Here is a 23164-nt window from a genome sequence, read left to right as displayed (position 1 = left end):
GGAGATGGGCCCTAACGCAAGTCCGCCAGCAGCAGGGGCAGCGCCGCGCGCAGTTCCCGCTCCCAGCGCCGCCACGAGGAGGGCCCCTCATACAAGTGGACGGTGGCGGGGATGCCCAGTTTCTTGAGCTTGTCGGCGAGGCGGGCGGTGCTGCGGCGGGCCAGCGCCTCGACCGGCCCGTCATCGCCCGCGCTCAGGTAAAGCCGCACTCCGGCCAGCCGTCCGGCCAGGTCGTAGGGGTTGTTGCGGCGCCAGATCGACCGCTGGGCGACCGGGTCGCCCCAGATGCGCCGCCAGTCCACGCCCCGGCGGGCGGTCTGGGCGGCCAGCCGCACCAGGTCGGCGCCGTCCAGCGCGGCGGGATCGGGGTGCAAAAGGTCCAGCGGCCCGCTGAAGGAGGCGGCGGCGCGGAACAGGCCCCGGTGCCGGGCCGCGTAGGCCAGCGCCGCTCTTCCCCCGGTGGAGACCCCGGCGACGGCGCGCGCCGGCCCGGCCCGGTAGCCGCGTTCCAGGATCTGCGGCAGCTCGACGGTGTGGAAGGTCTCCCAGCGCGGGGCTCCCCCGGCGCCGTGGTTCCACCAGTCGGCGTGGTCGCCGCACCGGCCGCCGTCCGGCATCACGACCAGCACGTCCAGCTCGCGCGTCAGGCGCTCGACGCCGGTGCGGGAGGTCCAGGCGGTGTGGCCGGCCGGTCCCCCGGCGGCGGGCGGGCCGCCGTGCAGCAGCCACAGCGCCGGCCAGGTCCGGGTGGCCGTCGGCGACCAGCCCTTGGGGAGCAGCAGCCGGACCCGTCCCATCTCCTCCAGGATGGGCGAGCTGATGGCCAGGTCGAGAATGCGGGGGGCGCGGAACCAGGAGCCGACGACGATCGCCCCGTCGTCGGCGCGGGCCCGGCAGTCGTCCCCTGGATCGGCGGGGAAGGGACGCATCCGATCGGGGGGTGGGCCGGTCGGTCCGGGCGGGCCGCCGGGCGGCGCGATGGAACAGGCGCTGGAACGTACCAACAGCGCCCCCAGCACTCCCCGTGCCACCAGCAGCCCGGCCGCGGCGCACCCGGCCAGTCCCATCGCTCCCGCCACGAACCAGTCCCGCCGCCGCACCGCTCTCACCCCCTCCTCCCGTCACCACGGAGTGTGCCCGAAGCCGCCTTGAAGTCAACGGAGGGTATGGCACTTATAAAATGCAAAAGCCCGATCCGGGCCGGTTGAGGCGACGCCCGAGCGGCGCGCCCCCGTCCCGGCGGGTCCGTTGCGGACGGTCGGGCACGACGGGGTTCCACAGCAGACGTCGCCCGAGGCGATGGGACGGGAGCGGATCCGGCCGCATGCGCAGCAAACAGGAACTGGAGGCGGCGATCCGCGCCCAAGGCCGGACGGCGCTGGTGGTCAACACCCGCTCACGGCGCGGTCGCAGGCTGTTCGCCAAGGCCAGGCGGCTGCTGGCGGAGGCGGGCCTGGAGTTCGCCGAGGTGCACCCGGTCTTTGACCCGGCCCGGCTGCCGCAGGTGCTGAAGGAGGTGCTCGGCCGCAAGCCCGATCTGGTCGTGGTGGGCGGCGGCGACGGCACGATCGCCGAGGCCGTGGGGCATCTGGCTCAGCAGGACGTGGCGCTGGGGGTGCTGCCGCTGGGCACCACCAACAACTTCGCGCGCAGCCTGGAGCTGCCGGTGAAGCTGGCCGGGGCGGTCGGCGTGCTGCGGGAGGGCAAGGTCGCCGACGTGGACCTGGGCTTCGTGGCCGGCAAGGTGTTCGCCAACATGGTCAGCGTGGGCCTGTCGGCCCAGGTGGCCGAGCAGGTGCCGCACGCGCTCAAACGCCGGCTCGGCCGGGCCGCCTACGGGCTGACCGCCGCCCGGCTGATGTGGCGGCACCGGCCCTTCACGGCCGTCGTGGAGGTGGAGGGCAGGACCCATGAGATGGTCACCCACCAGCTCAACATCGCCAACGGCAGCCATCACAGCGGGCGGCGCTTCGCCGGCGACGCCAGCCCCGATGACCGGCTGCTGAACGTCTACCGCCTCGGCGACCGCTCCCGGCTGGGCCTGGCCGCCGCCACCGTGGCCCACGTGGTGGCCGGCCCGCGGCGGCGGCTGGCCGACGAGATGTTCATCAACACCAGTCATGAGGTGCGGGTGACCACCGATCCGCCGCTGCCCGTGGACGTGGACGGGGAGATCCGCGGGCGCACCCCCGTCACCATCGGCCTGCTGCCCAACGCCCTGCGCGTGCTGGTCCCCCACACCTTCGACGACACCTGAGCACGGTCCGCCCGGCTCCCGCCGGTTTTTCCGCCTTTCGGTCAACGATCGTTGACAGCGCCCGCCGTAAATGACCTACTAGTCAGCTAGAGAGAAGACGACGGGGGCGCGGCGGGCACCCGGCGCGCCGCGCCGGAACGGGCGGGACGGCCGGATGGACTCTTCGCATGAGGTCGCGATCATCGGCAGCGGGTTCGGCGGGCTGGGCATGGCGATCCGGCTCAAGCAGGCCGGCATGCACGACCTGGTCGTACTGGAGAAGGCCGACGAGATCGGCGGGACCTGGCGCGACAACACCTACCCCGGGGCGGCCTGCGATGTGCCCTCGCACCTGTACTCCTTCTCTTTCGAGCCCAAGCCCGACTGGAGCCGCAAGTTCCCGCCGCAGCCGGAGATCCTGGAGTACCTGCGGCACTGCGCCCGCAAGTACGGGGTGATGCCGCACATCCGGTTCGGCACCGAGGTCACCGAGGCGCGCTTCGACGGCGAGGCCGGGCTGTGGCGGATCTCCACCACCACCGGGCAGCTATCGGCCAGGGTGCTGGTCGCCGCCTGCGGCCAGCTCAACCGCCCGGCGCTGCCGGACATCCCGGGCCGGGACTCCTTCGGCGGCATCGCCTTCCACTCGGCGCGCTGGGACCACTCGGCCGACCTGGACGGCAAGCGCGTGGCGGTCATCGGCACCGGGGCCAGCGCCATCCAGTTCGTCCCCGAGCTGGCCAAACGGGTGGGACGGCTGCACGTCTTCCAGCGTTCGGCCCAGTACATCATCGACAAGCCCGACCGGCCCTACACCGCCCTCGAGCAGGCGCTGGCAAGGCACGTCCCCGGCTGGCGGCAGCTGCAGCGGGCGCTGATCTACACGCTGCTGGAGGCCAGGGCGCTGGGGTTCATCAAGTACCCGTGGCTGCTGGCCCCGGCGGCGTGGCGCTTCAAGAAGAACCTGCACGCCCACATCAAGGATCCGGCGCTGCGCGAGGCGCTGACACCGGACTACCCGATGGGCTGCAAGCGCATCCTGCTGTCCAACGACTACTACCCCGCCCTGGCCGAGCCGCACGTCGAGCTGATCACCGACCCGATCGAGCGCATCACCGCCGACGGCATCCGCACCCGCGACGGCATCGAGCGCAAGGTCGATGCGATCGTCTACGGCACCGGTTTCCACGCCAACGACTTCCTGGCGCCCATGAAGATCGTCGGGCTGGACGACCGGGAGCTGAACGAGGCCTGGCAGGGCGGCGCCTCGGCCCACCTGGGCATCACCGTCAGCGGTTTCCCCAACCTGTTCCTGCTGTACGGCCCCTACACCAATCTGGGCCACAACTCGATCATCTACATGCTGGAATCGCAGATCCGGTACGTGATGGGCTGCCTGCGCGCGATGCGGCACGCCCGCCTGCGCTGGATCGACGTGCGGCCGGACGTGCAGAGCGCCTTCGAGCGGCGGATGCAGCAGGCGATGCGCGACACCGTCTGGTCACGGGGCTGCACCAGCTGGTACATGACCGCCGACGGCAAAGTCGTCAACAACTGGCCGGGTTTCACCTTCGCCTACCGCAACGCGACACGCCGTCCCGATCCGCGGCATTTCCGGGTGCGGCGCTAGGGGGCGCTAGGTTGGGGGCATGCCGACCGCTCTGATCACCGGTGCCACCGCGGGCATCGGCGCGGGATTCGCCCGTCGGCTCGCCTCCGACGGCTTCGACCTGGTGCTGGTCGCCCGCGACACCGCCCGGCTGGAGCGCACCGCCGCCGAACTGCACGACCGCTACGGCGTTGCGACCGAGACGCTGCGCGCCGACCTGTCCACCGACGAGGGCCTGGCCGCCGCCGAGGAACGCGCCGGCAAGGGCATCGACCTGCTGATCAACAACGCCGGGTTCGGGCAGCGCGGGGTCTACCTCGACGTTCCGGTCTCCGATGAGATACGGATGCTGCGGGTGCACTGCGAGGCGGTGCTGCGCCTGACCTCCGCGGCGCTGCCGGGCATGCTGGAGCGCGGCCGGGGCGGCGTCATCAACGTCGCCTCGGTGGCGGCGTTCTTCTCCCGCGGCACCTACGGCGCTTCCAAGGCGTGGGTGGTGTCCTTCAGCCAGGCCGTCATGCGCGACCTCGGCGGCCGGGGCGTGCACGTCATGGCGCTGTGCCCGGGGTTCGTGCACACCGAGTTCCACGAGCGGGCGGGCATGAACATGGACGGCATCCCCGGCTTCATGTGGATCGACCAGGACCTGGTGATCGACACCGCGCTGCGGGACCTGCGCCGCGGCGTGCAGGTGAGCATCCCGAGCGCCCGCTACAAGGCCATCGTCGCCTTGGGCAAGGTGGTGCCCCGCGCCCTGGCCGACCGGATCTCCTCGCGCGCCGGCCGCCGTTTCGATTGAAATCCCTCTCCCCGGCTCCCCGGGTGCGTGCTCTGCGGCGGTCTTCGGGTTATGGGCTGCTCGTGCCGCACCGCCCCGATCCGCGGCTTCGCCTTTACTGGCAAAGGGGTGTGCTCTACTAAGCTCTCAATGTGTCCGAGCCGAAGTTCGAAGTCCAGATGCTGCACGACCGGGTGATGATCAAGGTCGAGCAGGAGTCCGGAGAGCGCCGCAGCAGCGGGGGCATCGTCATTCCGGCCACGGTGCGGCAGTCCAATCGCCTGTGCTGGGGCGAGGTATGCGGTGTCGGGCATCACGTGCGGACCGTCAAGGTCGGTGACCGGGTGCTGTTCCACCCCGACGACCAGTACGAGGTGGAGATCCAGGGACAGCAGTACCTGGTGATGCGCGAACGGGACCTGCACGCGATCGCCAGCGAGCGGCCCGAGCACGGCACCGGCCTCTACTTGTAGGGGTGCTCGCAGGGGCCGTACCGCCCGGTGCGACCCGCCCCCGGGTCGCCCGGTGGCGCGTGCCCGCCGGGCCGGGCGACGCCGGGGAACGCCCCGGCGGGGAGCGGCCGCCGATGCGCCGCATGGCACAGGAGCGGGCGGGCCCTTTAAGGCTTCGGCCAGGCGATGACCGGACAGGACGCGTGGCGGTGATGGAGCGCCCCGCCTGCATGCGCCTCCCGTGGCCCGGGCGAGGACGGCCAGGAGCCCGGCCCCGCCCGGGCCTCGGGAAGGCGCGTACTTTCACGCGGCGCCCAAGGCAAGGGACGGGTGTCCGCCGCAGACGGTGACGCCCTCCGTCCGTGCCGAAGGCGCAGGGCGGCTGCGCCGGCCCCGGCGGACTGTGTCCGCTCCCCAACGGGCAGGCGCGGCCGGCGGCACCGCACCCGGTTGATCGGGTGTTATGAAATGGTTCGCATGTTCACCTTGTGACTTCTGTCACCTCAGAGCACACTTTCCTCCCACCGGGAGGAAGATTCCCACCGGTGCGCGCCTGTTTTCACAGCACCATGCCGATGCGGGGTCAAAGCGGCCCCGCCACCGACCGGTTTGGAGAAGTACGTGCGTCCGACCCCCGTGCGTCCCCCCCGCACGCGCACGTCCTGGCCGCGCCTGGGTTCGGCCGCGGCGGCGCTCGTCCTCGCCCTGGCGGCGTGCGGCGGCGGCCCGCAGGACAAGGGCGCGGCGGCCCCGGTGCCGGGGGTGACCGACGAGCCCTGCCCGAAGGCGGTCAACCCCGACAACGGCTGCATCTACCTGGGCATCATCTCCGACCTCAGCAGCGGGCCGTTCAGCTCCCTGGGCAAGCCGATCACCATGGCCCAGCAGGCGTTCTGGCGGCGGGTCAACCAGCAGGGCGGCATCGGCGGCTACGACATCGACGCCACCACCTACGTCCGCGACAACAAGTACGACGTGGCCACCCACAAGCGGGCCTACCAAGAGATCCGCACCAAGGTCCTGGCACTGGCGCAGACCCTGGGATCGCCGACCACCGCCGCGGTGCTGCCGCAGATGCGCGCCGACAAGATGGTGGCGGCGCCGGCCTCCTGGACCTCGCTGTGGGAGTTCGAGGACGTCCTCATCAAGTCCGGCACCAATTACTGCTTCGAGGCCATGAACGCCGTGGACCACGCGGTGGAGGCCTGGGGCATCGACAGCGTCATGGCCGTCCACTACCCCGGCGACTACGGCGGGGACGCCGCCGGCGGCGCCCGCATCGCCGCCGAACGCAACCGCCTGAAGTTCACCGACGTCCCCACCCCCACCGGAGCCGACAAACAACGCCCCGCCATCGACAAGATCGTCAAAGAATCCCCCGACCTGGTGCTGCTGAGCACCAGCCCCCGGGACACCGCCGTCCTGATCGGCCAGGCCGCGGCACGCGGCTACCGGGGCCGCTTCATCGGCAGCAGCCCCAGCTGGACCAAGGAACTTCTCGGCATCAAGACCCGGCCCGCCGCCGAGGCCATCCGCACCCGTTTCCTGCAGGCCGCGCCCTGGAAGCCGTTCGCCACCGACACCCCCGGCCATGCCGCCATGCGCGCCGCCCTAGGCAAGGTGGACCCCAACGACGCCTACACCACCGGGTGGATCTGGTCCTATCCGCTCAAGACCGTCCTGCAAAAGGCCATCGACCAAAACAGGCTCACCCGCGCCGGGCTCTACCAGACCCTGCGCAACCTCGGCGCCGTGGACTACGAAGGGATGCTGAGCACCGAGCGGGGCGCCTACCCCGGCGTGGCCGCCACGTCGTTCCGCGCCACGACGCTGAACGTTCCCGACGACAACGCCCACACCGGCGTCAGGACGGCCCGGGACTTCTTCACCGGTCCCACCGCCCGCCGCCATGTGATGACCGAGCCCTGCTTCAAAGCCTCCTGAGCCCGCGGATCCCGGCCCGGGAGCGCCCCATCAACGATCGTCTGGAGAGGTACGTGCGTCCATCCCCCAAGCATCCCGCCCCTGTACGTTCGTCCCTGCTGCGCCTGGGTTCGGCCGCGGCGGCGCTCGTCCTCGCCCTGGCGGCGTGCGGCGGCGGCCCGCAGGACAAGGGCGCGGCGGCCCCGGTGCCGGGGGTGACCGACGAGCCCTGCCCGAAAGCGGTCAACCCCGACAACGGCTGCATCTACCTGGGCATCATCTCCGACCTCAGCAGCGGGCCGTTCCGTCTCATCGGTTCTTCGACCACGGCCGCTCAGCAGGCGTTCTGGCGGCGGGTCAACCAGCAGGGCGGCATCGGCGGCTACGACATCGACGCCACCACCTACGTCCGCGACAACAAGTACGACGTGGCCACCCACAAGCGGGCCTACCAAGAGATCCGCACCAAGGTCCTGGCACTGGCGCAGACCCTGGGATCGCCGATGACCACGGAGATCCTGCCGCTGCTGAAGAAGGACAAGATGGTGGCGTCCACCGTTTCGTGGACGTCGCTGTGGGAGTTCGAAGACATTCTCATCAAGTCCGGCACCAATTACTGCTTCGAGGCCATGAACGCCGTCGACTACGCGGTGGAGGCCTGGGGCATCGACAGCGTCATGGCCGTCCACTACCCCGGCGACTACGGCGGGGACGCCGCCGGCGGCGCCCGCATCGCCGCCGAACGCAACCGCCTGAAGTTCACCGACGTCCCCACCCCCACCGGAGCCGACAAACAACGCCCCGCCATCGACAAGATCGTCAAAGAATCCCCCGACCTGGTGCTGCTGAGCACCGGCCCGCAAGAGGCCACCGTGCTGATCGGCCAGGCGACGGCGCGCGGCTACCGGGGCCGTTTCATCGGCAGCGCTCCGAGCTGGAGCAAGCTGATGCTCAAGGTGAAGGACCGCACCACCGCCGAGGCCATCCGCACGCGTTTCCTGCAGGCCGCGCCTTGGAAGCCGTTCGCCACCGACACCCCCGGCCATGCCGCCATGCGCGCCGCTCTCGGCAAGGTGGACCCCAACGACGCTTACATGGCCGGGTGGATCTGGTCTTATCCGCTCAAGACCGTCCTGCAGACGGCCATCGACCAGAACAAACTCACCCGCGCCGGGCTCTACCAGACCCTGCGCAACCTCGGCGCCGTGGACTACGAAGGGATGCTGCCCACCGAGCGGACCACGGGACCCGGCCGGGCTCCGGCGTCGATGCGCTCGACGGTCCTGAACACCCCCGCCGACGACGGCTACACCGGTGTCAAGACCGTCAAGGACTTCTTCACCGGCCCCACCGCCCGCGACCACACCCTGACCGAGCCCTGCTTCAAGGCCTCCTGAGCCCCGGCCGCGAGCGGATCCTCCATACCTGGTCAGAGCATGATCGTGGCAGCGCTATGGTCGGAGCGTGAGTGACCGTCCCTATGTGCTGCTGAGTTGCGCGATGTCCGTCGACGGCTACATCGACGACGCCAGACCCGAACGGCTGCGTCTGTCGAGCCCGGCCGATTTCGACCGGGTGGACGGGGTTCGCGCCACTTGTGACGCCATCTTGGTGGGGGCGGAGACGATCCGGCGGGACGACCCCAAGCTGCTGATCAAGTCTCCCGTCCGGCAGGAGCGGCGGGCCGCCCGGGGCCTGCCGCGCCAGCTCACCAAGGTCACCTTGACCCTGCGCGGCGACCTGGACCCCACCAGCCGTTTCTTCACCACCGGGGACTGCCCCAAGCTGGTCTACGCGGGCTCGCGGGCGGTTCCCGCGCTGGCCGAGCGGCTGGAGGGGGTGGCGGAGGTCATCGACGGCGGTGACCCGGTCGACGTGCGGCTGGTGCTGGCCGATCTGGCCCGGCGGGGCGTGCGGCGGCTGATGGTGGAGGGCGGGGGCGGCATGCACACCCTCTTCCTGACCGAGGGCCTGGCCGACGAGCTGCACCTGGTGGTGGCGCCGTTCTTCATCGGCGACCCGTCCGCGCCGCGCTTTGTGCACCCGGGCCTGTTCCCCCAGGACCCCGCCCACCCGATGCGGCTGGCCGAGGTCACCCGGATCGGCGATCTGGCCCTGCTGCGCTATCTGCTGAAGCGTTCGCGCACATGAAACGCCGGGACGCGGCGGGGAACGTCACCGGGGACGAGGGCGCGAAGGGGGCGGCGGTGAGCCGGAGGCAGGATCGGCACTGGCTGGAGGTGGCCTGTGACCTGGCGCGGCGCTGCCCGCCGTCGCAGACGGCCTTCTCCGTCGGGGCCGTGATCGTCGGCGCGGACGGGACGGAGCTGGCCCGGGGGTTCTCCCGCGAGACCGACCCGAAGGCCCACGCCGAGGAAGAGGCCCTCGCCAAACTCCGGGCCGCGGGCGCCGCGGCGGACCTGGGCGGGGCGACGATCTACAGCTCCCTGGAGCCGTGCGGGCGGCGCCTGTCGCGGCCCCGGCCGTGCGCGCGGCTGATCGCGGAGGCGGGGATCGGGCGGGTGGTGTACGCCTGGCGGGAGCCGGTCCTGTTCGTCGAGGGCGGGGGCGAGCAGGTGCTGCGCGCCGCGGGGATCGAGGTGGTGCGCATTGCGGACCTGGCGGCGCGGGCCCGGGAGCCGAACGCGCATCTGCTGGGCTGAGCCTCCGCCGGGGCCGCGGCAGGCGACCTTGGTGAGACTGGCGTCCATACGGAAGTCCAAATCAGTGCCCCGGGCTTATGGACAAGATCGATCCGGTGCGCAAGGCTGGAAAACCGAGCAAGCATTCGGTCAGCTCTGGTTGGGAGGCGGTATGCACGAGCACGACCGGCTGTTCATCGGCGGCCAGTGGACGGCTCCGGCCGGCACCGGCGTCATCGAGGTGATCTCCCCGCACACCGAGGAGGTCATCGGCCGGGTGCCCGAGGGCACGCAGGCCGACATCGACCGCGCGGTCGCCGCCGCCCGCCGGGCCTTCGACGAAGGCCCCTGGCCCAAGATGACCCCGGCCGAGCGGGCCGAGATCGTGGGACGGCTGGCGGCGATCTACGCCGAACGCCAGCAGCAGATGGCCGAGCTGGTCACCGCCCAGATGGGCTCGCCGATCCTGTTCTCGGTCTTCGGGCAGGCCGCGATCCCCCAGCAGGTGCTGCAGTACTACGTGGACCTGGCCGCCACCTACCCCTGGGAGGAAGAGCGGCAGGGCATGCTCGGGCCGGTGACCGTCACCCGGGAGCCGGTCGGAGTGGTGGCGGCGATCGTGCCGTGGAACGTCCCGCAGTTCACCCTGATGCTCAAGCTGGCCCCGGCGCTGATCGCCGGGTGCACGGTGGTGGCCAAGCCGTCCCCGGAGACCCCGCTGGACTCCTACCTGCTGGCCGAGTGGATCACCGAGGCGGGCATCCCCGAGGGCGTGGTCAGCTTCGTGCCCGCCGGGCGCGAGGTCGGCGCCTACCTGGTGGCGCACCCGGATGTGGACAAGGTCTCCTTCACCGGCTCCACGGCGGCCGGGCGGCAGATCGGGGAGGTCTGCGGCCGCCAGCTCAAGCGCGTCACCCTGGAGCTGGGCGGCAAGTCCGCGGCGATCCTGCTGGAGGACGCCGACCTGGCCGCCACCATGGAGGGCCTGAAGCTGGCCTCGCTGATGAACAACGGGGAGGCCTGCGCCGCGCAGACCCGCATCCTGGCCCCGCGCAGCCGCTATGACGAGGTGGCCGACGCGCTGGCGGAGATGGTCGGCTCACTGAAGGTCGGCGACCCGGCCGACTACTCCACCGAGATCGGCCCGCTGGTCAGCCGCCGCCAGCAGGAGCGGGTGGAGGGCTACATCCGGCTGGGCCAGGAGGAGGGCGCCAAGGTGATCACCGGCGGGCTCAACCGCCCCTACGACCGGGGCTGGTACGTGGCGCCCACCGTGTTCGCCGACGTGGACAACTCGATGCGCATCGCCCAGGAGGAGATCTTCGGCCCCGTGCTGGCCCTCATCCCCTATGAGGACGAGGCCGACGCCATCCGCATCGCCAACGACAGCTCCTACGGGCTGGGCGGCTCGGTGTGGACGGCCGATGTGGCGCACGGCATCGAGGTCGCCCGGCAGATCCGCACCGGAAGCTGCGGCGTCAACATGTACACCCTCGACCCCAACACCCCCTTCGGCGGCTTCAAGAACAGCGGCCTGGGCCGCGAGCTGGGGCCGGAGGGACTGGTCGCCTACCTGGAGCACAAGTCCATCCCCCACCCGGCCTGACGTCCGGTGAGGGATGCGCCGCGCGCTCCGGCGCACCTGTCGCCTCCCCTCCTTATCACGGCGACAGGTGCACGCTTTGCAGGAGCGCGCGGCGCATGACCCGGCCACTCGGCGAACGCGGGATCGCATCCACCGGGTGGACGGCCTGGATGCGCTGGTAGGACGGCACATGGCCGTTCACGTAAGGCAGCAGCCCGCCGGCCTGCTCCGGCTTGCCCAGCACCACGAAGGCGTGCGGGGCAAGGCCCAGGTGCGGGTCGGGGACCGGGACCACCGCCGCGTCCCGCACCGCCGGATGCGCGGCCAGCAGCCGGCCGGGGTCGGCGACGGGCTCGCCGGGCGTCTCCTCCATGCGGCCGAGGATGTAGGCCCGGTCGTGCTCGTCGGTGAACGCCGCGTCCCCGGTGGGCAGCCAGCCGCCGCCGGGCGCGGCGACCATGGGGCCGCGCAGCCACAGCTCCCCGGGCTGATAAGGCGGGCGGGCCCGGCCGGTGGCCGGGTCGGCGATCCGCCATGACACCCCGGGCAGGCCGCAGCCGGCCGAGTCCAAGGTGCCCTCTTCGGCGCCGCGCAGGTTGAGGTGGGTGAAGCCGGAGGCCGCGGGGTGCCCGTAGACCTGCCGGACCGGGCAGCCCAGCCGCCGGGAGCAGGCCCGCGCGAGGCGGCCCGGCAGCGGGCCGGCGACCAGGACCGAGCGCAGCGAGCCCAGGTCGTAGTGCCCGACCGCCGGCTCGGCCGCCAGCGCCGAGGCCGCCGCCGGCGGCAGCACCGCCACGGTCACCCGGTGGTCCTGCACGGCGCGCAGCAGGTCGTGCAGGCCGCCGCGGCAGGTGACCACGGTCGCGCCCAGCCACAGCGCCGGGCCGAGCACCCCGTTCAGGCCGAGCACATCGGTGAAGGGGATGCCCGACAGCACCACGTCCGAACCGCTCAGCGCCCCGGCGGTGGCGAACCGGACCAGGCCCTCGATCACCTGGCGGTGGGTCAGCCAGGTGCCGGGGCCGCTCCCGCCCGGCGCATCGGCCAGCAGTGCGGCGCCGGCGTCCCGCACGGGCGGGATCCGGTCGGCGGCGGGTTCCTCCGCCAGGCGGGCGAACGGCTCCAGGCCGGTTCCGCCGTCCGCTTCGCCCAGGCACCACATCCGTTGCAGGGCCGCTCCCCGGGCCACCGCCCAGGCCCGGGGAGCGGCCTGCGGGCAGGTGATCAGGGCGTGCGCACCGGATGCCCGCAGCCGCCGGACGGTCTCCTCGGCCCCGGCGGCGGCGCGGACGGGGACCAGGACCGCGCCCGCCGCCCAGACCGCGTAGGCGGCCACCACGAAATCGGGGCCGTCGGGGGCTTGCAGGCCGATCACCGTGCCCGGCCCCTGGCGGACCAGCCCCCAGGCGGCGGCGGTGACGGCGGCGGTCAGCTCGTCGTAGGACAGGACGCGGCCGCTGCCGGCGTCCACCAGCGCGGCGCGCGGCCCCCAGCAGCGTTCGCCGAGCACGGTCTCGGTCACCGTGGTCGCGGCGACCGCTGTTGGGGGGTCCGACGGGCTGGAGATCATGCTTCGACCCTACGCACCCAGATGCGCGTGCACATGCATTGAACTATGCAAGTCCATATGTAGAGACTCTTGCAGTGCAAGTTGCCCGCCCCGGGAGGGCGCGTCCGAAGTGATCGCGTTTTACCGTCCGGTGGTGCCGTTGCCGGCAGGGGCCCGGGTGTCGCCTTCGGGAAGGTTGCCGACGGCCCACACCGCGATCTGCGCACGGGAGCCGAAGCCCAGCTTGGCGAGGATGTTGGCGACGTGCCGGGCGACGGTGGCGGGGCTGATCACCAGTTCGTCGGCGATGCCCCGGTTGCTCAGCCCGCGTGCGATCAGCCGGGCGATCTCCCGTTCCCGGGGGGTCAGCAGCCCCGGCGGGCGGGCGAGCGCACCGCTCCCCGGTCCCGCGGCCGGCAGCTCCCCGCTGTCGTGGAGCCGGGAGCCGGCGTGCCTTTCCTCGCGCTTTTTCTCCGCCGCCGTCTCCTCCGCCGCGCCGTGGGCGCCCTGCGGGGCCGCGCCGCAGGCGTCCTCCCGCCCCCGGTCGGACGGCCCGTGCAGCGCGTAGGCCACCGCGTCCTCCACCGCCATCGCCCGGCCCTGCCCCCACAGCCAGGAGAGCCGGTGCTCGCCCAGCCTCCGCAAAGACCGTTCCAGCAGCTCCTCCCGCCGGCGGCAGGCATGCGTGCCGCGCCCCGGCCGGGCCCCGATCGCCTCCCGCAGCGCCGCGGCGGCACCGGCCAGCAGCACCGCCCCCTCCACGTCGCCCTCCTGCTCCAGCAGGTCGGCGAACGCCTCCAGGCCGCGGGCGACGGCGATGCGCAGCCCGATCGACGCCCCCAGCCGCAGTCCCTCCCCGAACGCGCGGCGGGCGCCGGCCAGGTCGCCCTGTTCCAGGGCGCACCGCCCCAGGCCGATCAGGCACCGCACCAGCAGCGGCCGGGCGTCGATGTCGCGCAGCGCCGGCAGCGCCTCGGTGAAGTGCGCGCGGGCCGCGGCCAGGTCGCCGCGGGCCCGGGCCACCGTGCCCAGCAGCGCCTGGCCCACCGCGGCCCCCCATCGCTGGTCCAGGCCGCGCATCAGCGCGATGCCCTCCCGCAGCGCGGCCTCGGCCTCGCGCAGCCTGTCCCGCCACAGCTGCGTCAGCCCTTTGCGGAACAGCGCCAGCGCCGCCTCCCAGCCGCCGTGGCCGGCGGGCAGCAGCCGCACCGCCTCATCGGACAGCTCCAGCGCCCGATCCCGGTCGCCTTCGAACAGGGCCAGACTCGCCAGCACCACCAGCCCGGCCGCCACCATGCGCTCATCGCCCGCGGCCCGGCAGTGCTCCAGCCCGGCCCGGGCGCAGCCTTCGGCCCGGGCGAAGTCCCGCTGGTCGAAGGCCAGCTGGGCGCGGCCCACCAAGGCGGGCCCCAGCACGCGCGAACCGGCCTGCGCGCCCCGTTCCAGGAACCAGTCGCTCCAGCCGGCGGCCTCGGTGTAGTGGCCCCGCGGCCCCCAGTAGACCCGGGCCGCCAGGCACAGCCGCAGCCCTTCCGCCACATCGCCCCGCTCCCGTGACCACGCCAAGGCGGCCCGCAGATTGTGCTGCTCGACCTCATAGGCGCGGTACAGCGCGACCCGCTCCCGCCAGGAGGCGGGCCGGTCGGCCAGGACGATCTCGGCCTCGCGTTCCAGCGCCTCCAGCACCGCGTCCCGGTGGCGGCGGCGCAGCCGCTCCTCCTCCCCCGCCTCGGCCAGGCGTTGCAGGGCGTACTCGCGGACGCTGTTGAGCATCCGGAAGCGGTTGCGGCCGGCCACCTCCCGTTCGAGCGTCACCAGCGACTTGTCCACCAGCGCGCTGAGCAGATCCAAGATCGTTCGCCGGGGCAGCAGGTCGTCGGCGCACACCTGCTCGGCCTGCTCCAGGGACCAGCCGTGGAACACCGACAGCCGGCGCAGCAGGATCCGCTCCGGCTCGGTCAGCAGCTCATAGCTCCAGTCGATGGCGCCGCGCAGCGTGCGCTGGCGGGGCGGGGCGGTGCGGTCTCCCGCGGTCAGCAGCCCGAACCGGTCGGTCAGCCGGTCGGCGAGCTGTTCCAGCGACAGCACCCGCACCCGGGCGGCGGCCAGCTCCAGCGCCAGCGGCACCCCGTCCAGCGCCCGGCACAGCTCGGCCAGCGCGGGCGCGTTGTCGGCGGTGACGGTGAAGCCGGGCCGGGCCGCCTTGGCCCGCGCCACGAACAGCCGGGCCGCCTCCGAACGCTCCGTCTCGGCGAGCGCGTCGGCGCCGGCGTCCGGCACCGGCAGCGGCGGCACCCGCCAGACGTTCTCCCCCGGCACCCGCAGCGGCTCCCGGCTGGTGGCCAGGATGCGCAGCCGGTCGCACCCGGTCAGCAGCGCCCGGCACACGGCGGCGCACTCTTCCACCAGGTGCTCGCAGTTGTCCAGCAGCACCAGCGCCCGGCGGTGCCGCAGCGCCCGGGTCAGCGCCTCCAGCGGGGCGCGGCCGAGCTCGTCGGCCAGCCCCAGCACCGCCGCCACCCGGCGGGCCACCGCGTCCGCCCCGGACGTTCCCGCCCGCACGTCGGCCAGTTCCACGAAGCAGACCCCGTCGGGGTGGTCGCCGGCCAGCTCCCGCGCCACCTGGATCGCCAGGCGGGTCTTGCCGATGCCCCCCGGGCCGCACAGCGTCACCGCCCTGGCCTGCGGCAGCAACCGGCACAGCTCGGCCAGGTCACGGCGGCGGCCGATGAAGGGGTTCGGCTCGGCGGGCAGGGCCGGAAGTCGCCCGCCGGCGCCGGGACGGGTGGTCTGCGATGTCATGTGCCCTGGCGATCTGGGGTGAAGGTCGGCTCGACATCTGCTGGGGTCACTGGCGAGTGTTGCATCTGCGGACACACCGCGTCCCGGTTTCGGGACGGAAAGTTTCCATCCGGTCACGATTGGGCGCCATTCGCGCACCGATGGCGCGTCCTTCGTGACGTTCCGGGCCGGGGCACTCGCCGCGGACGCGCCCGAGCGCCCCGGCCGTCCCGGTACGGTAATGCGCCGTGCCCTCACACCGCGAACCCCCGCAGACCCTCGAGGACGTCCTGGCCGGCGAGGCCGTGCTGGGCGTCTACCGGCAGATGTTCGCCGCCTTGGCCCGCGACGCCGGCGCGGTCGTCGACGACCCGGAGATGGTCGACATCGCCGAGACGCTGCTGTCGGCGTTCGCCGAGGCGGGCGAGGAGGGGCTGAGCCGCGAGCAGATGCGGCACGTGTGCCGGCACTACCCGGCCGAGGCGTTCGAGAACCGGCTGCGGGTCCTCAAGGGCCTGGGCGCGATCCGCGAGGTGTTCCCCAAGCCCAACCAGCTGCGCTACCGCGCCTCCTTCACCAGCGTCGTCGGGCTGATGTTCGTGCGCCGGATGATGCGGGACGGCGGCCAGTCGGAGATGCACCGGCTGCTGGCGCTGGAGCAGCTCAACGTGGCCGACCCGCGGATGACCGCCGAGCAGGCCCGCGACGGCGCCGAAGGGCTGGCCCGGGCCTTTCGGCTGTGGAGCGTGGAGCTGGTGACGCTGACCCACTCCACCATCGAGGAGCTGCGCGAGCAGGCGCCCAAACTGTGGGGCACCGCGGAGATCATCGAGCGGGCCGAGCGGCTGCACGAGGCGATCTTGCGCCGCTGGCCCGAGCTGGAGGGCGCCTGCACCGAGCTGCGCGCGGCCATCCACGCCTACGGGGACGCCTCCCGGCGGGCCGCCGCCCGGCTGGCCGACTCGGCCGGCACCACCCGTAACCTGACGCTGCTGCCGGCGGAGAGCTGGCGGACCTTCGCCCGCACCGCCTCGCGCGAGGAGCTGGCGGCGGTGCTGGAGGGGTTCGTGTTCGACGCGCCCGCGCCCTGGCACGACCCCGCCGCGATCGTCGCGGCGGTGCAGGAGGGTCCGCGCACCGTGCCGCCGCGTCCGGCGCCGCCCCGCCCGGCGGTGCCCGACGCGGGCCTGGTGGAGCGCGTGCCCGCCGGCCGTTCCGAGACCGACCGGCTGGCCGCCGTGGCCGAGCAGGTGCTGCGCGGCCGCGACCGGGTGCCCGTCGGCGAGGTGCTGGAGCGGGACTGGCCGGCCGCCCGCCGGCTGCTGGCCGACCTGTCGGCGGCGCATCTGCGGCCGGAGCTGCCGTACCGGCTGGTGTGGTCGGACGGGCTGCGGGTTCGGCCGGACGGCTCCCCCTCATGGCTGTCGGAGGGCGTCTTCGAACGCGTCGGGCGGGCCTCATGACCGAGGTGGATCCGCGGGTGCTGGCGCGGGCGCGGGCCCGCGTCACCGGCCCGGTGGCGGATGCGGCCGCGGCGCCGGTGCCCGCCGGGCTGGTCGGCGTCACCGACGGGGAGCGCCGGTGGGCGCTGCCGGCCTGGCCGGACGGGGCGACCCCGGCGCTGCTGGAGGAGTACCAGAGCGCTCCGATGCCGCTGGAGCGGCCCGGCCCGCTGCGCCGGGTGCTGGCCGCGGCGCTGCGCTGCTGCTGGCGGAACCTGGACGACGACCCCTGGCCGGGGCGGCCCGCACAGATCGCCGACGTGCTGGAGGTGCACGTGGCGAGCGTGCGCGGGGACGCCGAGCTGATGCGCCGCTGGGCGGTCGGCGACCTGCGCCGCCTGGCCGACACCGGCTGGCTGCTGCTGGATGAGGAGGCCGGCACGGTCCGGCTCGGCCCGCGCACGGCTCTTTGGCCGCCAGAGTCGCTGCCGCCGCTGCGCGCCCTGCTGCGCCGGATGCCCCCGCCGCCGGCGGAGGGCGCATGAGCGGGCCGGAGGGCCCGGCGGCGAACGCAAGCGAGCTGCTGGAACCGCTGCTGCGGCCCTATGACGAAAAACGCCGGGCCGAGCTGGTCGCGGCGTACATGGCGGTGGAGCATGCGGCCGACCCGGTGCCGGAGGTGCGTTTCGCCGCGCTGCGCGAGCCTGCGCTGCGCCGCACGCTGGCGCAGATGCTGGAGCTGTCGGGCCGGACGCTGATCCGCACCTCGCGGGGGCACTGGACGTCCGGTTACGACGATGCGGTGCGGGAGGCGCTGGCCGCCGACCCGGCGTGCACGCTGCCGGTGGCCGACCGGGCGGTGCTGGTGCTGGTGCTGATCCACTCGGTGGCGATCCCGCGGGCCGAGGGGCTGCTGACCGACGACACGTGGCTGTCGCCGTACCCGGCGCCGCTGGAGGAGCTGCGCCGCCGTTCCCAGCTGACCGTCTCCGAGCTGGAGGGGGCGCTGCGGCGGCTGCGGGCGGCCGGGCTGGTCACCCAGGTGAAGGCGGGGGCGGACGAGACGTCGGGAGGGTATGTGCCCGGCCCGCAGTTCCACCGGCTGACCGAGGCGGCGCGGCGGCGGCTGACCGAGGAGCTGATCTTGGCCGCGGGCCCGGACTCGCCGCTGGCGGCGGCCATCCGGGCCCGGCGGCGCGGCATGCGAAGGGGGCGGACGTGACGGCGATCGGCGAACCGGAGGAGCTGGGGGACCGGCCCGACGGCGTGGTGGGCGACCGTTCACTGATCGCGGTGCAGGCGATCAACATCTCCCGCCTGTCGACGCACCCGGTGCCGCTGGTGCCGGGAACGCTGATCGCGGTGGCCGGCCAGGGCCCCAAGGACTCCAACGGGGCGGGCAAGTCCTCGTTCATCGCGGCGATCACGGCGCTGCTGGGCGATGAGCAGTGGCGGTTCGCCTCGGGGGCGCGGGCGGTGGCCGAGCTGCTGTTCAACGCCGAGCTGGCGGCCCAGGGCGAGAACCGGTGGGCCAGCGCGGACCACGGCTACATCGTGGGGGTCTTCGCCCACACCGGGGACGCGGAGGGCACGGGGGAAGACGATGCGGTCACGGTGTGGCTGCGGGTGAACGTGGACGCCCCGCACCTGGAGATCCGCTGGTGCCGGGGCGTGCATCTGGCGGCGGCGCCGTCGGAGGCCGAGCGGGTGCGCCTGGCCGACCGGCGGTGGGCCGAGCTGCCCCGTTCGGCGGGACGGCGCGACCTGGTGGCCAAGGATCTCGGTCGCGTGCTGTACGGGGGCCGGGTGCGGTGCGTGTCGTTCCTGTCGACGTCGGTGCGCAGCAAGGTGGCCACCAATCTGCTGTCGCAGCCGCTGAACGAGATCCCGCCGGAGCGGATCTTCACCGCCATCGCCGCGCTGACCGGGCTGGACCGGGAGCTGGAGGCCGAGCGCCGCTCCCGGGCCGAAGAGCACCGCGAGCGGGCCCGGGCCGCCGAGGCCCGGCGGCGGCTGGCCGAGTGGGAGGCCGAGGCCGCCGAACTGCTGAGGACCTTCGACCGGCGGGACCGGGCCCGCCGGGAGGTGGCGGCGGCGCTGCGGCACTGGCGCACCCGGCAGGCCCTGCTGCTGGTGGAGGCCGCGGAGAGCGACGCCGCCTGGGCCGCCGAGCTGAGGCGGCTGCAGGATGAGGCCGCCGAGCTGGGCGAGGCGATCGCCGCCACCGCCAAAGAGATGGAGCAGCTGGCCGACGGGACGCTGGAGGAGCGCCTGGCCGAGGCGTCGGCGGTGCTGGCGGAGCTGAAGGGCCAGGCCGAGCGGATCGGCGAGGACAAGGCGGTGGCCCGCGACCGGCTGGAGGAGCTGCGCCGGCAGGCGGCGGCGCTGGAGGAGCGGCGGCGGGAGGCCGACGGCCGCACCGAGGAGACGGCGGCCAAGGAGCTGGCCGACGCCGAGGCCCGCCGGGACGAGGCCCAGCAGGCGCTGGGCATGGCCAAGGCCCGCCTGGCCCAGGCCGAGCGGGACCTGGCCGCCGCCGAGGCCGGCCGCAGCGGCGCCCCGGCGCAGATCGGGGCGCTGGCCGAGGCCGGGGTGCCGGCGGTGGGCCTGCTGGACGCCATCGAGCTGGCCGAGCCGGTGCGCGAGCGGTGGGAACGCGCGCTGTGGCCGTACCGGGACGCGGTGGTGGTGGCCGAGCGGGACCTGGCGGCCGCGGTGGCGGCGCTGCGGGAGCTGCCGGGGTCGATGCTCGTCCCCGCGCAAGGCCCGCTCACCGGGGAAGTGACCGGCGAGGGGCTGCCGGAGGGCGTGCGGTGCCGCGCGGCGCTCGGGCGGTTCTTTTCCGCGCTGTCCGGGACGGACCCCGCCGGGGTGGTGGTGGTCGGGGGTTTTCCCGAGCCGGTGACCGGACGGGCCGTCCGGGTGCAGGCCGCCCGCGCGGCGCTGGAGGAGGCCCGGGCGGCGCTGGAGGAGGCGCGGCGGCAGGTCGCCGACGCCTCCGCGGAGGTGACGCTGGCGATGCGGCGCCTGGCCGGGGCGCGGGCCGGCACCGAGCTGACCGGCGTCCAGGAGGCGATGGCCGGCCTGCGGGAGCGGCTGGAGTCGCTGGCCACCGGCGAGGCCATGCTGGGGCCGCGGCTGGGCGCCGCCGAGCAGACGGTGCGGCGGCTGCAGGCCAAGGCCGACACCCGGGCGCTGGAGATCGACCGGCTGCGCGGGCGGCGCGAGGCGCACGAGCGCACCCGCGACAGGCTCCGCGAGCAGGCCGCCGAGCTGGCCGAGCGGCGCCTGACGCTCGGCCTGGCCGAGCTGCAGGAGCAGTGGGGCGGCCCGGTGGAGTCGGCCCGCGAGCTGCTGGCCGGGCTGACGGGCGACCAGCGCACCTGGACGCCCGAGGAGTGGTGGCACACCGCCGAACGGCATCTGGGCGAGGCGCTGCGGCAGGCGTTCCCCGACGGCACGGCCGATGAGGACATGCCCGAGGAGATCCGTTTCCTGCTGCGTGAGCGCGCCGAGGGCGAGGGCCGCCGCACCGAACGCGAGCAGGCCACCTTCCCGCGGCTGGCCAGGGCGCTGGAGAGCCATCTGCGCGGCCTGGAGGACTATGAACGGCACCAGCGGCGGCAGATCGAGACGCAGCTTGCGGCCCGCCGCGTCGACCTGGAGAAGGCCGAGGCCGGGGAGCGGGAGGCGGCGGGCGCGGCGGCGGCCCACCGCGCCGCGCTGACGGCGGCGATCCGCACCCGGCTGCAGCGCGTCGCCGAGGAGTTCGAACGGCTCGACCTGGCCTACGGCGGCTATGGGGCCACGCTGGACTTTCCCACCCCCGAGCCGCCCGCCGACCCCGAGCAGGAGTGGCGCTGGCGGGTCGTCCCCAAGTGGCGGCGCGCCGAGGGGCAGCGGTATGTGCCCTACAACCGGCGGGCCAACACCGCCCTGATGGACGAAAAGGCGGTCAAGCTGGTGTGCGCGGCGGCGCTGGCCGGCTCCGGCGGCGGCCGGCTGGTGCTGGTGCTGGACGAGCTGGGCCGCAACCTGGGCCGCGAGCACCGCAGGGAGGCGGTGGCGCTGTTCCGGCGGATCGGTGAGACGCACGGCATCACGGTGATCGGTGCGCTGCAGGACGACATGGAGCCGTACGCCATCGACGCCTGCGGCCAGTACATCAAGCTGCGCCGTTCTTCCGACGCCATGCCCTACAACGAGCCGCCGATCGTGGTGGGCCACGACGAGCACCGGGAGCGGGTCCGCATGCTGGCCGCGCACATCGGGGCCACCCGCCCGGCGCCTTCTGGGGCGTAACGTCCACTTGTGGACATACCCCGCGACCCCCGGCAAGGCGGCACCGGCCGTCTTGTTCCCCCTGGGTTCCCCTGGCGGGTGAGGGCGGGCGTCAGCGGGCCGCTTCGGGCGGGTCGGGCACCAGGCGGAAGATGCGCAGCTGCCGTTCGACGCGTTCGGCATAGCGCGCATAGACCGGCCAGACCTGCAGCAGGCGGGGCCAGATGCGGTCCCGTTCGGCCTCGTCCAGCAGGTGCGCGGTGACCGGCACGGTCCGGCCCTGGAAGACGACGGTGGCCTTGGGCTCCTTGAGCAGGTTGGTGGTCCAGGCCGGGTGTTTTTCGCGGCCGAAGTTGCTGCCGACCACGATCCAGCCGCCGTCCGGCTCGGGCATGCAGGCCAGCGGCACCTGGCGGGGCCGGCCGCTGACGCTGCCGATGGTGGTCAGCACCAGGCTGGGCACCAGCAGCTGGCCGAGCATCAGCCGCCCGCCGCTGACCCGGTGCAGCGCCCGGTCCAGCGGCGGGACGATCTTCGGGCCGACCTTGGCGAACCAGGCCGCCCCGGAGATGCGCTGGAAGATCGGCCCGAGGGTCTTTTGGATCAGCGTCGCCACTCAGTGCTCCTCGGCAGGGGGCGCCAGCCGGCCCGCCTTGCGGGGGTCCAGATGCCCGGCCTCGGCGAGCCAGCGCAGCGCGTCGGACAGGGTCTGCTCCACCGGCCGCAGTTTCATGCCGAGCTCCTCGAGGGCGGGCCGGTCGTCGGTCGGCACGAGCCTGGTCATGAACTCGGCGGCGTCCCTGGTCAGCGGGTAGTCGAAGGGGCGGACGCGCCGGAGGGCGTCCAGCAGCGTCCCGGCCGCCCGCAGCGCACCGCCGGGCACCGGCAGCCGCCGGTGCCGCACCCCGGTCAGTTCCCGGCACAGATCCGAGCATTGGCGCCAGGTCAGGTAGTGGCCGCCCAGCAGCCAGCGGCGAGGGCCCCGACCGGGCACCAGCGCCCGCGCCAGGGCCTCGGCCAGGTCGCGCACGTCGATGACGCCCACCCCGCCGGGCGGCAGCGGCCACACCAGGCGCAGCGCACCGACCAGCCCCTCCATCAGGGAGTCGAGCACCGGCTGGTGCGGGCCGCACACCCCGCCGGGGTAGACGACGGTGACCGGGGCGCCCTGGTCCTGCAGCCGGCGCACGTACCGTTCGGCGGCCACCTTGGAGCGGCCGTAGGCGGTGCGGGGGCTGGCCAGCGGGCCGTCCACGGTGATCACCGGGTCGCGGGGCGGCACGAACACCGCGACGGTGGAGACGTGCACCACCGGGTCCAGCCCGCGCTCCACCGCGCCGCCGACCACGTTGCGGGTGCCGCCCAGGTTGACCTCCACCAGGTCGCCGCCCCGGCCGGTGACGCCCACCGCGGCCGCCGCGTGGATCGCCGCCCGGCAGCCCTCCAGGGCCCGGCCGACCGCGGTCTCATCCAGCATGTCGCCGGTCACCAGCTCCACCCGGGCGGGGTCGGCCCCGGCCGCCTCCAGCGCCCGGGTCGCCTTGGCGGGGTCGCGGACCAGCGCGCGGGGGGTGTGCCCGGCCTCCAGCAGGGCGGCGACGGTGTGGGAGCCCACGAAGCCGGAGGCTCCGGTGACGAGCACGCGCATGGCGAGTAAACCTAACGCTTGTTCGGCCCGCTGGCCAGATGCCGGGCGCCTGCAGCCCGAGGCCGGACGGCACGTGGTGCACACCACATCGATCCCCACCGATTGTCAGGAACCCGGAAGGCCCTTCGCGCGTCTCCTTCAGTGGGGTGGAACGGAAGCGGGCCCCTCATCTGGGGTGGGTGAGGGGCCCGCGTCCTTCCAGGATCCGACCATCGATCTCGGAGAGCGCCGGGCCAGG

At 73.8% G+C, this 23164-nt stretch carries 18 protein-coding genes; 13 read left to right on the top strand and 5 right to left on the bottom strand.

What is annotated here, in order from left to right:
* Nucleotides 1–11: 11 nt before the first annotated feature.
* A complete protein-coding gene (locus tag TCUR_RS09070; RefSeq protein WP_012852193.1) occupies nucleotides 12–1109 on the bottom strand; it encodes an alpha/beta hydrolase in 1098 nt (365 codons plus the stop codon).
* 215 nt (nucleotides 1110–1324) lie between these two features.
* On the opposite strand from TCUR_RS09070, the gene TCUR_RS09065 reads away from it, so the two are divergent.
* From TCUR_RS09065 to TCUR_RS09025, 9 genes are all read left to right on the top strand, one after another.
* Nucleotides 1325–2257, top strand: a complete 933-nt coding sequence (locus tag TCUR_RS09065) for a diacylglycerol/lipid kinase family protein (RefSeq protein ID WP_012852192.1) — start codon at nucleotides 1325–1327, stop codon at nucleotides 2255–2257.
* Between the two features lie 154 nt (nucleotides 2258–2411).
* Nucleotides 2412–3866 carry a flavin-containing monooxygenase gene (locus TCUR_RS09060; RefSeq protein ID WP_012852191.1) on the top strand — a complete coding sequence of 485 codons (1455 nt, stop codon included), beginning with the start codon at nucleotides 2412–2414 and terminating at the stop codon, nucleotides 3864–3866.
* Between the two features lie 19 nt (nucleotides 3867–3885).
* Nucleotides 3886–4644 (top strand): SDR family NAD(P)-dependent oxidoreductase, encoded by a 759-nt coding sequence (locus TCUR_RS09055; protein WP_012852190.1) that lies wholly within the window; start codon nucleotides 3886–3888, stop codon nucleotides 4642–4644.
* 131 nt (nucleotides 4645–4775) lie between these two features.
* Complete coding sequence (locus tag TCUR_RS09050; RefSeq protein ID WP_012852189.1) at nucleotides 4776–5096, top strand: GroES family chaperonin; 321 nt, start codon at nucleotides 4776–4778, stop codon at nucleotides 5094–5096.
* Between the two features lie 600 nt (nucleotides 5097–5696).
* Complete coding sequence (locus TCUR_RS09045; protein ID WP_012852188.1) at nucleotides 5697–7019, top strand: ABC transporter substrate-binding protein; 1323 nt, start codon at nucleotides 5697–5699, stop codon at nucleotides 7017–7019.
* A gap of 53 nt (nucleotides 7020–7072) precedes the next feature.
* Nucleotides 7073–8395, top strand: a complete 1323-nt coding sequence (locus TCUR_RS09040) for an ABC transporter substrate-binding protein (RefSeq protein WP_012852187.1) — start codon at nucleotides 7073–7075, stop codon at nucleotides 8393–8395.
* A 67-nt stretch (nucleotides 8396–8462) separates the two neighbouring features.
* Nucleotides 8463–9149: a RibD family protein gene (locus TCUR_RS09035; RefSeq protein WP_012852186.1), complete on the top strand. Its 687-nt coding sequence runs from the start codon at nucleotides 8463–8465 to the stop codon at nucleotides 9147–9149.
* A 56-nt stretch (nucleotides 9150–9205) separates the two neighbouring features.
* On the top strand, nucleotides 9206–9661 hold the full coding sequence (locus TCUR_RS09030) for a deaminase (protein ID WP_012852185.1): 456 nt from the start codon (nucleotides 9206–9208) through the stop codon (nucleotides 9659–9661).
* 151 nt (nucleotides 9662–9812) lie between these two features.
* Nucleotides 9813–11246 carry an aldehyde dehydrogenase gene (locus tag TCUR_RS09025; protein ID WP_012852184.1) on the top strand — a complete coding sequence of 478 codons (1434 nt, stop codon included), beginning with the start codon at nucleotides 9813–9815 and terminating at the stop codon, nucleotides 11244–11246.
* A gap of 55 nt (nucleotides 11247–11301) precedes the next feature.
* Here TCUR_RS09025 and TCUR_RS09020 read toward each other — a convergent pair whose 3' ends face one another.
* Both TCUR_RS09020 and TCUR_RS09015 read right to left on the bottom strand, forming a co-directional pair.
* Nucleotides 11302–12795: an AMP-binding protein gene (locus TCUR_RS09020; protein WP_012852183.1), complete on the bottom strand. Its 1494-nt coding sequence runs from the start codon at nucleotides 12793–12795 to the stop codon at nucleotides 11302–11304.
* Nucleotides 12796–12915: 120 nt separating this feature from the next.
* A complete protein-coding gene (locus TCUR_RS09015) occupies nucleotides 12916–15576 on the bottom strand; it encodes a LuxR C-terminal-related transcriptional regulator (RefSeq protein ID WP_012852182.1) in 2661 nt (886 codons plus the stop codon).
* 227 nt (nucleotides 15577–15803) lie between these two features.
* Between TCUR_RS09015 and TCUR_RS09010 the strand changes: the two genes are divergently transcribed.
* The 4 genes from TCUR_RS09010 to TCUR_RS28320 are packed head-to-tail and all read left to right on the top strand — an operon-like array spanning nucleotide 15804 to nucleotide 21299.
* Nucleotides 15804–17018 (top strand): hypothetical protein, encoded by a 1215-nt coding sequence (locus TCUR_RS09010; RefSeq protein ID WP_012852181.1) that lies wholly within the window; start codon nucleotides 15804–15806, stop codon nucleotides 17016–17018.
* A complete protein-coding gene (locus tag TCUR_RS09005; protein ID WP_012852180.1) occupies nucleotides 17015–17542 on the top strand; it encodes a hypothetical protein in 528 nt (175 codons plus the stop codon). The genes TCUR_RS09010 and TCUR_RS09005 overlap by 4 nt, the downstream gene beginning before the upstream one ends.
* Nucleotides 17539–18219 carry a hypothetical protein gene (locus TCUR_RS09000; RefSeq protein WP_012852179.1) on the top strand — a complete coding sequence of 227 codons (681 nt, stop codon included), beginning with the start codon at nucleotides 17539–17541 and terminating at the stop codon, nucleotides 18217–18219. The genes TCUR_RS09005 and TCUR_RS09000 overlap by 4 nt, the downstream gene beginning before the upstream one ends.
* Nucleotides 18216–21299 (top strand): coiled-coil domain-containing protein, encoded by a 3084-nt coding sequence (locus TCUR_RS28320; RefSeq protein ID WP_012852178.1) that lies wholly within the window; start codon nucleotides 18216–18218, stop codon nucleotides 21297–21299. The genes TCUR_RS09000 and TCUR_RS28320 overlap by 4 nt, the downstream gene beginning before the upstream one ends.
* Before the next feature lie 91 nt (nucleotides 21300–21390).
* On the opposite strand, the gene TCUR_RS08990 is transcribed toward TCUR_RS28320, so the two are convergent.
* Nucleotides 21391–21894, bottom strand: a complete 504-nt coding sequence (locus TCUR_RS08990) for a nitroreductase family deazaflavin-dependent oxidoreductase (RefSeq protein WP_012852177.1) — start codon at nucleotides 21892–21894, stop codon at nucleotides 21391–21393.
* Nucleotides 21895–22926, bottom strand: a complete 1032-nt coding sequence (locus TCUR_RS08985) for an NAD-dependent epimerase/dehydratase family protein (RefSeq protein ID WP_012852176.1) — start codon at nucleotides 22924–22926, stop codon at nucleotides 21895–21897.
* Nucleotides 22927–23164: the final 238 nt, after the last annotated feature.

The sequence above is a fragment of the Thermomonospora curvata DSM 43183 genome (assembly GCF_000024385.1).
GTDB classification, from domain to species: domain Bacteria; phylum Actinomycetota; class Actinomycetes; order Streptosporangiales; family Streptosporangiaceae; genus Thermomonospora; species Thermomonospora curvata.
The sequence above is the reverse complement of the archived record's forward strand: the minus strand, read 5'-3'. Positions and strand labels throughout refer to the sequence as shown.

Bases quoted from the DNA above. Each gene is read 5' to 3' on its own strand.
- TCUR_RS09065 (WP_012852192.1), top strand. From the start codon at position 1,325: ATGCGCAGCAAACAGGAACTGGAGGCGGCGATCCGCGCCCAAGGCCGG.
- TCUR_RS09060 (WP_012852191.1), top strand. From the start codon at position 2,412: ATGGACTCTTCGCATGAGGTCGCGATCATCGGCAGCGGGTTCGGCGGG.
- TCUR_RS09055 (WP_012852190.1), top strand. From the start codon at position 3,886: ATGCCGACCGCTCTGATCACCGGTGCCACCGCGGGCATCGGCGCGGGA.
- TCUR_RS09025 (WP_012852184.1), top strand. From the start codon at position 9,813: ATGCACGAGCACGACCGGCTGTTCATCGGCGGCCAGTGGACGGCTCCG.
- TCUR_RS09020 (WP_012852183.1), bottom strand. From the start codon at position 12,795: ATGATCTCCAGCCCGTCGGACCCCCCAACAGCGGTCGCCGCGACCACG.
- TCUR_RS09015 (WP_012852182.1), bottom strand. From the start codon at position 15,576: ATGACATCGCAGACCACCCGTCCCGGCGCCGGCGGGCGACTTCCGGCC.
- TCUR_RS09005 (WP_012852180.1), top strand. From the start codon at position 17,015: ATGACCGAGGTGGATCCGCGGGTGCTGGCGCGGGCGCGGGCCCGCGTC.
- TCUR_RS09000 (WP_012852179.1), top strand. From the start codon at position 17,539: ATGAGCGGGCCGGAGGGCCCGGCGGCGAACGCAAGCGAGCTGCTGGAA.
- TCUR_RS08985 (WP_012852176.1), bottom strand. From the start codon at position 22,926: ATGCGCGTGCTCGTCACCGGAGCCTCCGGCTTCGTGGGCTCCCACACC.